Source organism: Levilactobacillus yiduensis (assembly GCF_024718525.1).
GTDB classification, from domain to species: Bacteria; Bacillota; Bacilli; order Lactobacillales; family Lactobacillaceae; genus Levilactobacillus; species Levilactobacillus yiduensis.
In genome coordinates this window covers 1-11,325 of the sequence record NZ_JAMXAZ010000040.1, presented here as the reverse complement: position 1 = coordinate 11,325, position 11,325 = coordinate 1, and the positions used below count along the sequence as shown (strand labels likewise).

Here is an 11,325-nt window from a genome sequence, read left to right as displayed (position 1 = left end):
CATAAGGGAAGGCATTCCCTATTTCTATACAATTCAGAAATCTTTTATGCATTTACACAAGATATTTTACGCTCTCACATAAGCGTTAAGGGGAGGAACCTAGGAGATGGCACAATTTTCAAATGAGGCACGGCAGTATTTTGACGTTCAGCGCTTGGTCTTTCGGATCGGGGAGCTGGCATCCATGACGGGCGTGTCTGCCCGGCAGTTGCGATACTGGGAGAAAAAGGAATTGATCACCGCGCGTGAACGGGAAGATGGCCAGCAAGCGCGGGTCTACACGTTTAAGACGTTTGTACGGGTCACGTTGATCAAGTATTTCTTGGACGAGGGCTTCACGCTAGCCGGCGCCGCCAAGCAGGCAGATAAGCGCCAGGACCGTATGAAGTACATTCACCATTTTGTGGCCGCGGGATTGAAGGGCTTTGCCAAGGTTGACGGCGAGATGGCCTTGAACCTAGGAGCCTTTGATGCCGACCAGACTCTCCTGGCCATCGTACCGGACGAGGGACCGATTCGCTACCGGCTGTTGCCGAACGCTGAGGCGCAACGGCTGGTGCAGGCGGAACCGGAATGATGAGACATGACGCTGAATACTTTGCAGGTCCGGTTAGAAAACCTATATTTCGAGAGTTTTCCCAACCAGGAAGACAGATTATAGTCGTAAGTCCGATTGGACAGGAAAGAATGAATTTGGTTGACGCTAGTCTCAAACAATTATCTGTAAAGTATGACACACGCAGCCTGCGTATCGCGGTAACAGCAAGAATGACACTTGAGGCCTTCAGGGAAGAGATTGCCCGGAGATTACAATTGCCAAGCCAGCCGTTAGCTTCGGAGATAGTGTCGACTCTATTTAGTAGGAATATCGTCTTAGTGGTGGATGCCTTGGAGAAAGTTACGGATTCTAATTTTGATTTGATAGTGTGGCTAGCTGAATTAGCAAAAAACGTTTCTGATGAAGCAGGTTTTCACGAAGATTCAATTGTCAAAATCGTCTTTACTGGCGTGGTGGATACGCCGAATCAACTGTGTCAAAAGGTTCAGTCTTTGAGGAGCCGTTTGGCAGTAATTTCCACGACTTAGTGTCAAGACAGACAGTCATTTCGCAACCAGAGATGGCTGTTTTTTTTGACCCGTTGCATGTATCGGCCAGATAGATTATACTAGGCAAGCAGAAAAGAGGGAACGGTGTGTACGAATTATTTGTGTTGGGGCAATTGATGGACCATGACATGGCGGGCTACCAGTTGCGCAAGGCCTTGGTGACCGTCGTTGGACAGGAACAGACCGTGAGCTACGGGGTGCTGTATCCGCTACTGGACCGCTTGAATCAGGCCGGGGACATCGTGTTAGCCAGTGGAACGGGGTCCCGGTCTAAACGCGCAGCCACGTTGACCGTGCAAGGGCGGGCGCATTTCCGACAGCTGGTGTTACAGCCAGTTACCATCAATAAGCAGGCCCAGTTGGCCTTTCAGATCAAATGTAATTTTCTCCATTTACTGGATAAGGCAGGACAACGGACCGTGTTACGGGATTTTCAGGCGTTCAGTCAGGCGCAGCTGACCAATTTGGCGGCGGTCCGGGGGTATTTGACAGACCATCCGCGCATGGTGCCGCTGGACGTTGTCGACGCCTTGGACGTCAATCAGTTACAACAATTACGCGCGCAAGCCCAAGCCGATTGGATCGCAGCTCGGCTGGCGCGTTTGGATAAGGAAGTTGAACAATGAAAGTTAAAACCTTTGCGGACGACCCGCAGATTCAAAAGCACCGCTGGTGGATTTTGGTGGCCGTGTGCCTCTTCACCTTCATGTCGACGCTGGATGCCAGCATCGTGAACATTGCCTTGCCCGTCATGAGTCGGGACCTACACATCCCCATGAACCAAGCGGAATGGGTCGTGTCCATCTATCTGATCGTCATCTGCGCGTTGTTGCTGGTCTTTGGCAAGCTAGGCGATACGCGCGGGAAGATTCGCATCTTTAAAATGGGGTCCGTCCTGTTCATTCTGGGGTCGCTATTGTGTGGCTTCAGTGCTGGGCTGGTCTTTCTACTGGTCGCCCGGGCCATTCAAGCCGTGGGCGCCGCGATGACCATGGCCACCAACAACGGCATCATCACCGAGGTTTTCCCGTTCAGCGAACGCGGGCGCGCACTGGGAATGATTGGGTCCTTCGTAGCGTTGGGGAGTATCGCCGGTCCCGGTGTCGGCGGCCTGATTCTGGCCCATCTCCACTGGGGCTACATCTTCTGGATCAACGTGCCGGTCGGTATCGTGGCCTGGTTCATCGGCCAACGCATCCTACCACGCGACATCACGGTGACCCACGCGCCGATTGACCGGGGTGGGGCCAGTCTGTTTGCCCTTATCATGGTCAGCCTATTTGCGGCCGTCTTTGTCGGGCAGGAAATTGGCTTTGGTCAGCCGCTGATTCTGGGTCTCTTCGTCGTCGCCGTCGTGGCCATTGTGGCCTTCGTTCGGCTGGAATTGCGGGTGGCCGATCCCATCCTCGCGTTGACGCTCTTTCAGAATAAACGCTTCACCATCAGCATTCTCTGTGCCTTCCTGATCTTCGTGGCCAACTTCTTCTTCAACGTAATTGCGCCATTCTACCTGGAAAATGCCCGGGGGATGGCGGCCAATTACGCCGGATACGCGCTGATGACCTTTCCCATCGTGCAGGTGGTCGTGGCGCCGATTGCCGGGACCGTGTCTGACAAGATCGGGCCAGAACTATTGACGTTTATTGGGCTGGTTCTCATCTCCATCAGTCAGGTCAGTTATATGCTGGCCAATCTGGGGACGCCACTGTGGGTCTTCATGTTCTTCATCGGCCTGGTCGGATTGGGCAACGGTATCTTCATGTCACCGAACAACTCGATCGTCATGAGCTCCGTGCCGGTCCAAAACCTGGGCGTCGCGGGTGGTATCAATGCCTTGGCCCGGGAGCTGGGGATGATCATTGGGATTTCGATTGCCACGACCGTTCTATTCAGTGCGATGGGGCATTACGCCGGCCACCGGGTGACGGCTTACCTGCCAGCGCACCCGGAAATCTTTATTGCCGGGATGCGGGTGGCTTTCATGGTGTCACTGGCCATTTGTCTGGTTGCCACGGTCATCACGGGTTGGCGGCTCTTCCGCCGTCCTGCCCGGGCGTAATCTAAGACTAGTTGAATCTGGCCGCCTGCCGTTACGCGAACCTCTAGGCTGGAACGCTGGGGGAGGACGGTCCGAGCCAAAACCCGGTCTCGGCCCTTGCTTTGAGCCGCAGAACACGTCTCAAAGTCACCAATTTACCAGCAAAAAGCGCTACTAAATTCCCCGGCTGAGCCTAGATTTCGCTTCACTCTCGGCTACGGTGGGTGTTTCCGTCGCCGTTGGCTAAGCCCGTGTGACGGTGGGATGTAATGACGGCAATTAAAATTAAGCTAAGATAAAACGACTGTATTTCTGGTGATTGACGGAATACAGTCGTTTTTCGTGTGTCGTGATAGGCGGTTGAGCGGACCTGTCGTCTTATCTGGCCGATTCTGTATAACTTCTTTAATGAATGGATGAACGTACTTAGATAAGCCGGGGAGGGGGATTTGGGGTGCTACCAGCCTCATTGACCCAATCTGCCGGAGTGCCCTATCCAGGCCCATTTGAGCCAAACTAAAAAAGCCACCGACCACAGTCAGTGACTTTTCAACAAACTAGTTAATCTTTCTTGGACGCATCGGTATCAGTGGACTTGGTCTCATCACTTGGGGTGACGGACTTCACTGGCCGGTCTGCACGCCGTTGACGCTTCTTGCGCCGTGGCATGTGGAATTCGTGGGGCTTTTGTGCCGGCAACACGACAGATAACTTCCCGAAGGAGGCCGCCATGATCGGCAAGGTCAGGTTGAAGATGATGGCCGTGAGGATGGTAATCAGGACCACCGCTGTCAACGTTTGTGATTCTGCGACCAGCAAGCCCAAGACGCCCGCAATCACGATGAATAGTGAGTGGCGCATGGTCTGACCGACCTCGTGGATTCCTGGTAATAACCAGTCGAGCAGGGGAGCGTCATTTAACCGGTAGCTCAAGGCCAACTGGGTCAGTTCGACGACCGCCAAGACGGTGACGGGAACGAAAGCCAGCAGTGGGACTTGCCAGTTAAAGTCGCCGTTACCCGTCAACCACTTCATCAACAGGTGCGTGAGTTGGTAGCTGGCGGCTGTGGAAGCCAGGAAGGTCAAGAACCAGTAGCTGGCTTGCAACAGGGAACGACTGAAGATGATCAGGAGTAACAGCGTAATGCCAAAGACCAGGGCTAAGACGCGCGGTAGGTCGTGTTGGAACTGCGTTTGAATCGTAGCCGTGGTGGCTGGTTGACCCGCAAATGTTAATGGGGAGCCTTCCAGGACGGTGCCGCGTAATTGGGCCGTGGCGACTTGTTTCAATTGATCCAATGTCTTGGCCGTATCGTTGGCATTTGGTGCGTGCTTTAAGGTGATCGTCAGGAAAGTCGATTGGACCTTTTCATCGGTGTTGTTGACCAGGGCTTGTTGGAAATCGCCACTGGCAATCTGCGTCGGTGACAGGTACAAGGACTTAGCGGCTTCGGAACTCTGTAAGCCACTCAAGTAGAGGTACATCTTGTTTAGTGACTTCTGCATGCTGCTGACTTGCTTACGAGAATCCTTCAAGCTACTGTTGACGGCTTTGATAGTCGCCAGGTAGTTGTTCAGGTTCGAGTGGGCAGTCGTGGTGTCGGAGTTCGTGGTCGAGACATCACTGGACAACGTGCTTAGCGCACTGAGCGCGGCGTTTAATTGTGAATTGACCGAATTTAATTGGCTGATGTAGCGCTTGATCTGCTTAGAAGAGGAGCTCGTCGACGTCGCAGATGACTTAGACTGAGCCGTCTGCAAGGCCGTTTGTAGGGAGCTACTATCACTGACTAAAGCACTGGTCTGCGTGGTCAGTTTTTGCAGGCGCTTGACTTCGGACTGGAGAGTCTTTTGTTTCAGATTCGTGCTGTCAGACTTCAAGTCGTTGCGAACAGTTCCCAGTTGTCCCACAACGCCGGTCAACTCATTGGTCAAATTACCCAATTGCGTTGAGGCGTAGTACTGCGTGATGGGCTGACCACCAGGTTGGGTAACGGACGTGACGCTGGCGACCCCAGGTTGGGCTTGTAGCTTCTTAGTCAGGTTATCCAATTGATACAGTTGGTTTTGGTTATCCAGACGCTTGTTGGCTTGCAGGTAAAGGGTGACAGGTGTCGCTTTCCCTTGACCAAAGTGAGCGCTTAAGACCCGAGCACCCTGCACGGCTTGATTATTTGGAATATCGGTTGAATTATCATAGTTGAGTTGGTTGCGGTAACCATAGGCAAATGGGCCGATCAGGTAAATGACGACCAGGATGGCGATCCAAGGTTGCCACAGACCGAAACGTGCCAGGCTATGCCAAAGCTTGTGGTTCTTTAACTTCGGCCGGGTCTTCTTAGGCCAGAACAGGCTGGCTCCTAGCATCCCCGCGAAGACGGGCACTAAGGTGACACTGGCGATCCCGGTGATGGCAAAGCCAATGCCGAGCAGGCCATAAGCTCGGATGGTCGAGAAGTCAAAGAGCATTAGGCTCCCGAAGGCCAGCGTCAAGCTCAGGGTACTGATCAGGATGCGGTAGCCCAGATTTTGAATGACTTTGGACGTGGCTTCCTGACTCTCCATGCCGTCGTCGATGTGGTTGCGTAACTCACGGAAGAACCAGAAGCTGGTCAACAGCGTGAAGAGGCTGATTCCCAACAACAGGAAGATCGGTGTGTACTCGGAGTACGCGAAGTTCCAGTGGTAGGCCAAGTTAGTCGCCAGACTAAGCGTGGAAATATAGCTAATTAAAATGGCAAGGAACGTAATAATTGGGGCGATGATGGATGCGAATAAAATCCCCATGGCGACTAAGGCCACGAGCAATGTCATCAAAATCACGATCAGCGTGTAAGACGCGATGTGTTCATTGGCGGCATCACTCACGATTTCGGGGCTGGTGACGTAGGTCTTGAGTCCCAAGGTCGCAATTTGACCGGTTAATTGGCTAGAAATTTGACGAACCGTTCCCTGGTTGTGGCTGACCGCCAGTTGGACGATCTCAGTCGACTTGTCCTTTGAGAACAGTTGCGGTTTGCTGGTCGGCGTATTTGTCATGGTGGTAATTTTTTGAATCCCATAATAACTTGACCGCTTTTGCAAATTCGACACGGTCTTGTTGACCGCCGCCAATTGCTTATTGGTCAAGGCGCCGTCCGGGTTATTGAAAACCGCGTTGACAGTATAGGTGCCGTTCAAGTTACGACCCCAGGTATTTTGAATCTGGGTCGCCTTGACGGGTTGACTCGTATTCGCCAATTGTGGTTGGCCATCATACTGAATGATGGTTTTGACATTCGGCAAGGTAACAATAGCCGCAAATACCACGATCAACCAGAATACGAGTGCAAAAATGCGGTTATGGTGAAGCTTTCTGATCCGTTCTTGCATAAGTATCTGAGTCCCCTCTATGTATCCAATTTCCTGCCGTGCAAGCAGGGTGTAATCCATACTCAATTTTACCATAATGACCGGCGTTCGGGCCGATTTAAGTCGGATTTAACAAAGTTTAAGAAACTCTTTAGTTGCTTTAAAATCCTAAACTGGTAAGGTTAAAACCACTTGTATTAGCCAAAAAGGGAGGGGAGTTCAATGACAAAGCATCACCAAGCCTACCAAAGTCCATTTGCCAAAATGTTAACTGACCAGCGTTACCCCTTCGCTAGCCAGTTGGCCACAGACGCAGGGCTGGATCCCAGTCAGGTCATGTTTGCCTACCTGAAGATCAGTGCCAGTGTGCCCAACACCTTGGGCGAGACGGCGCGGTTAAAGGAAATCGACCGGCGTTTTCAGGCGTTTTTGACCGACGCACAACAGTAAGATGATCCAAAAACAATAGCAGTACCCGCAAATCGTGGGGTATCCGACAGTTCAGGCAGTGGCGGCATGCAATAGGGTGTTGGCGCTGCCTTTGTTGTGGGTGAAATTCCAGGGCAACCCTTAAACCTTGGTTGGTTAAGTGACCGAAGGCTGAAAGTAAAATTAATGCGCTGATTCCCGGAATGTTCTGGCCACTATAATTGGTGAAACCAGACGCCTGCTCTGGGGAACGCCTCCAGCCTGGGGATTGGTCTTCCAGTTCACTGGCTCTAGCAAGTTGGCATCTATTAGTAACATTATGTTGACTAGGAGTCAGTTGACAAGTTAACTGTCACCAGGGGCTAAATCGATTATTGTTGGCGGACGGTAGGTGGCCAGTTCGACTGTGCAGCTGCACAAAACAAGTTTTATCGTATTAAGACGCACAACGACAATGTTTCCGTTTGATTGCCACCAGCTGTTGGTATAAAAATAATTGAAGCGGTTTCATCAGTGTGGTTTAATAAGGAGTGTTCTAAGTGAATTTCACAAACTAAAGGAGTGTTTTCTTATGACTAGAGTTGCGATTGTTACCGGTGGTGGCCAAGGAATTGGTGCTGGAATCGTTAAACAATTGGCTAGCGACGGCTTACAAGTTGCCGTGGCCGACCTGAACAAAGAACACGCTGAAGCGGTAGCCGCTGAAGTGGGCAACGGGGCCAAGGGTTACTTTGTCGATGTTTCCAAGAAACAAGCGATGTTTGACCTGGTCAAGAACGTGGTTGCCGACATGGGCCACTTGGATGTCATGGTGAACAACGCCGGGATTGCTAAGATCGACCCCGTCATTGAAACCTCTGAAGAAGACTTGGACCAAATCTTAAACGTCAACGTTAAAGGCGCTTTCTTTGGCATCCAAGCCGCTGCGGAACAATTTAAGGCCCAAGGGACTGGCGGTAAGATCATCAGCGCATCTTCCATTGCCGGCCATGAAGGCTTTGAGATGTTGGGTGCCTACTCTGCCACTAAATTTGCCGTTCGTGGTTTGACCCAAGCCGCTGCCAAGGAATTGGCCAAGGACAAGATCACGGTCAACGCTTACTGCCCAGGTATCGTGTTGACGCCAATGTGGGATGAAATTGACAAGCGCATGGCTAAGATCTACAACGTTCCTGAAGGGGAAACCTTACAAAAGAACATTGATAGCATTGCCTTAGGCCGTGGCGAACAACCCGCTGATGTGGCCAACTTAGTCTCCTTCTTAGCTGATAAGAAGTCCGATTACATTACCGGGCAAGCCATTATTGTTGATGGTGGGATTAATTTCGCTTAAAATAGAATAACTGCATAAAGCTGTCGGTCATCGCTAATTGCGGTGGCCGACTTTTTTACGACTTTTAAAGGAGGCTGAGACCTGTGTGTACCAGTATTTTACAAATCGCCAAGGATGGCAGTCACATCTTAGCGCGGACCATGGATTGGCACGCGCTGTACGTCCAACCCTTGTTTGTGCCCCGCAACTTTCAGTGGCAAGGCTTGTACGACAACGCCGTGCACATCAACCGCTATGCCATGATTGGCGGCGGGGGGGCGCATGACCATGAGATCGACGTGTCCGACGGCGTCAACGAGATGGGATTGAGCGTGCAGAAATTAACGTTTGCCAACGGTTCCCATCTGGTCGACACACCCACGCCAGGACAGGTGCACTTGGCACCCTATGAATTTTCCTTCTACCTGTTGGGGCACTACGCCTCGGTTGCGGACATCGAAGCCCATATCGACGAGATCCAGTTGATGACCAACCGCTTTGCCGTCAACAACATCGGCGATTCCGAGCTCCACTTTGCCGTGGTCGACCGCACTGGCCGGACCGTGGTCATTGAACCCACGCACTTTCCCATGCGCGTGCGGGAGAATCCGCTGGGCGTGGTCACCAACAGTAAGGACTTTGAGCTCCAGTTAAAACGGCTGGGGCAATACGTCAATTACACGGACGACTTTGACGCGGGGACGGTCCCGTTGAATGCGCCGCGGGTCACGACTGGCCGCTTCTCGGGCAAGCCGGTACCGAGCGGGTCGTTCACACCGGGTGGCCGGTTCGTGCGCGCCGCCTATTACAAGGAACGCGCCGACCTGCCCGACAATGAGGACGAAGCCATCATCAGCGCCTGGCACTTGCTAGACAGCGTGACGGTGCCGCGCAGCTCCAAGTACCGGCCGACGTACTCCGTGTACCGGGCCGCAACCGTTTGTGAATCATTGACGTACTATTTCCAGCCATACAACCGGTTGGACACAGTCCAGTTGCGATTGACACCGGAAATGTTGACCTGGACCAAGCCTAAATTTTACAACGTGCCCAACCAGTTGAGTGTGACCGCGTTGAATTAGGCCTTTTCCGGCAAAGTTTCTAAACGTTAAATTAGGAACCACAACAGATTGGCCGCAATCAGGCCCACCAAGACGCCGCGGTGGAGCCGGGGATGTAACATGATGATGGCCAAGAACTCTCTGGCCCAGGCGGTCGGCAGGTAGCCGAGGCGGGTTGGCGCCGGGTAACCGCCAAAGCGAATGCCCAGTTGACTAGCTAGGTGTTCGGCGCGGAATAAATGATAGTTGTTGGTCACGATGACCACCCGGCCACCCTGGTGCGGGAACTGGCCCCACAAGCGTTGACTGTAAAGTAAGTTACTGAACGTATTGGTGGCTTGGGTTTCCTGGACGATCTGGTCGGCGGGCCAGTCGTGAGCAATCAAATAGTCTGCCATGGCTGCGGCTTCCGTGGTCGTTTCATCCGGTCCCTGACCTCCTGTAACCAGGAGTGTGACGGGGCCTTTTTGTCGTCTGGCCAAGGCGAGGGCGGTATCTAGACGACTGCCGAGTACCCGGCCAATTTGGTTGCCGTGTAACAGCCCAGCGCCCAAGATGACGATGGTATCGGCCTTGCGCGCCCGCCAGAGGGTAGCCCGCAGAAAGCCGACCAGACTGGCGGCGAAGAGGGTGCCGAGATAGACGCTGAAGACGGGGATGAAGGTTAGCCAGGGCCACAGCGTGCCAGTGAACTGACCGTGCGTGATGCCGTAGAGCCAGCCACCGCCCAGAAATAACCAGACCCAGATGCCAGCGAGGACGCCGTAGGTCAGGTGTTCATTTTTGCGGACGACCAACCGGGGGACCAGTAAAATCAAGAGAAGAATGCAGAGTCCCAACGCACCAATCAGGCCAATCAGAACCCAACCGAGGTGGGCGACCAGCTGCCAGCTTGCGTGCTGCGAGAAGCCGGCAAGCAAAATAATCAGCCCACCACTCACGCAGGTCATGACCGCAGAGCTCAGACCGTGGGGTTGCCAAAAGGTCAGTAAGGCGGCCAAACAAATTAGAAACAGACTAGCACTCAGTAACATCGCGGGGGACTCCTTTCGTAAAGTTTAAGTTTTCCTGAGGCTTCCCCACTGAGGGTGGCCCCGGGAATAAATCTAGGTATAATTGATTTCATTATAACGGAAATGGAGGGATTCGGGTGCCTAAACGACGGCGAAAAACGCGAAAAACAACGAGTAACCCCGCCACGGCGACCTGGATCTTCGTCGTGGTCCTCTTGGTCTTGGGTGGCGGTCTTTTACTGCGCGGCCAAATCAAGACGGTCATGCAGTCGACGCACATTACCCAGACCAGTGCGGGCGCGACCCCGGGACAATTGACGACGGCGGCCCAACAAAAGTTCATCAAGGAAATGGCGGCGCCGGCTGTCCGCGTTTACCAGCAAAATGGCCAAGTCCTGCCCAGCATCGTGATTGCCCAGGCCATCCTGGAATCCAGCTGGGGGACCTCGGCACTGTTCAAGCAGGCCAACAATCCGTTTGGCGTGAAGGGCAGCTACCAGGGCCAAACCAAGTCGTTTCCCACCAGTGAATACGTCAATGGCAAGAAGATTCAGATTCACGCCAACTTCCGGGATTACCCGAGCTTAACGGCGGCCATCCTGGATCATGATGCCTTGTTGAAAACCAACTACTTCAAGCAGACGGTCACGGATTACCAAACGGCGGCCAAGCTCCTGCAGGAAAATGGCTACGCGACCGATCCCGATTACGCCAAGAAGCTGGACAACGTGATTGCGACTTACAATTTGAACCAGTATGACACTTAGTACTTAGTGGTGGTGTAGGTGGTCCGCCTCCCGCGGCGCGTCAACGTGAGGTGACAACTTGAAGTTGGCTAAACCAGTACCTGCGGCTGCCAGGGATTCTGCCTGCTATGGGGACCACCTGCAGCCCAAGAGCGGGCTTCCGGTTCGCTTGAAAGCCTGGCCAAGACCGCCAGTCTCTCAAGTCGTCCCACGCTGTAGGCAGAGACAAAACCTCTGCCAACACCGTCGACACAGCTGGCGCCATCCC

10 protein-coding genes are annotated in these 11,325 nt (G+C 53.1%); 8 read left to right on the top strand and 2 right to left on the bottom strand.

Features of this window, described 5'->3' with window-relative positions:
- Positions 1-106 precede the first annotated feature (106 nt).
- The 4 genes from NGM66_RS13700 to NGM66_RS13685 all read left to right on the top strand — a co-directional run bounded on the left by NGM66_RS13700 (position 107) and on the right by NGM66_RS13685 (position 3,166).
- Positions 107-577, top strand: a complete 471-nt coding sequence (locus NGM66_RS13700; RefSeq protein WP_208909048.1) for a MerR family transcriptional regulator — start codon at positions 107-109, stop codon at positions 575-577.
- On the top strand, positions 574-1,086 hold the full coding sequence (locus NGM66_RS13695; protein WP_208909050.1) for a hypothetical protein: 513 nt from the start codon (positions 574-576) through the stop codon (positions 1,084-1,086). Before NGM66_RS13700 ends, NGM66_RS13695 begins: the two co-directional genes overlap by 4 nt.
- Positions 1,087-1,193: 107 nt before the next feature.
- Complete coding sequence (locus NGM66_RS13690; protein ID WP_208909053.1) at positions 1,194-1,733, top strand: PadR family transcriptional regulator; 540 nt, start codon at positions 1,194-1,196, stop codon at positions 1,731-1,733.
- The gene (locus NGM66_RS13685; RefSeq protein ID WP_208909055.1) at positions 1,730-3,166 is read left to right on the top strand and encodes an MFS transporter; all 1,437 of its coding nucleotides are present in this window, start codon (positions 1,730-1,732) and stop codon (positions 3,164-3,166) included. The genes NGM66_RS13690 and NGM66_RS13685 overlap by 4 nt, the downstream gene beginning before the upstream one ends.
- Before the next feature lie 540 nt (positions 3,167-3,706).
- Here the strand turns inward: NGM66_RS13685 and NGM66_RS13680 are convergent.
- Positions 3,707-6,517 (bottom strand): MMPL family transporter, encoded by a 2,811-nt coding sequence (locus NGM66_RS13680; protein WP_208909057.1) that lies wholly within the window; start codon positions 6,515-6,517, stop codon positions 3,707-3,709.
- A gap of 201 nt (positions 6,518-6,718) precedes the next feature.
- Here NGM66_RS13680 and NGM66_RS13675 point away from each other — a divergent pair, with 201 nt between their 5' ends.
- The 3 genes from NGM66_RS13675 to NGM66_RS13665 all read left to right on the top strand — a co-directional run bounded on the left by NGM66_RS13675 (position 6,719) and on the right by NGM66_RS13665 (position 9,319).
- Positions 6,719-6,946: a hypothetical protein gene (locus tag NGM66_RS13675; protein WP_208909059.1), complete on the top strand. Its 228-nt coding sequence runs from the start codon at positions 6,719-6,721 to the stop codon at positions 6,944-6,946.
- A gap of 550 nt (positions 6,947-7,496) precedes the next feature.
- Positions 7,497-8,258 (top strand): acetoin reductase, encoded by a 762-nt coding sequence (locus tag NGM66_RS13670; protein ID WP_208909061.1) that lies wholly within the window; start codon positions 7,497-7,499, stop codon positions 8,256-8,258.
- An 83-nt stretch (positions 8,259-8,341) separates the two neighbouring features.
- Complete coding sequence (locus tag NGM66_RS13665) at positions 8,342-9,319, top strand: linear amide C-N hydrolase (RefSeq protein WP_208909064.1); 978 nt, start codon at positions 8,342-8,344, stop codon at positions 9,317-9,319.
- A gap of 26 nt (positions 9,320-9,345) precedes the next feature.
- On the opposite strand, the gene NGM66_RS13660 is transcribed toward NGM66_RS13665, so the two are convergent.
- Entirely contained in the window at positions 9,346-10,332 is a 987-nt protein-coding gene (locus NGM66_RS13660; protein ID WP_208909072.1) for a YdcF family protein, read from the bottom strand.
- A 116-nt stretch (positions 10,333-10,448) separates the two neighbouring features.
- Here NGM66_RS13660 and NGM66_RS13655 point away from each other — a divergent pair, with 116 nt between their 5' ends.
- Complete coding sequence (locus NGM66_RS13655; RefSeq protein ID WP_208909073.1) at positions 10,449-11,078, top strand: glycoside hydrolase family 73 protein; 630 nt, start codon at positions 10,449-10,451, stop codon at positions 11,076-11,078.
- Positions 11,079-11,325: the final 247 nt, after the last annotated feature.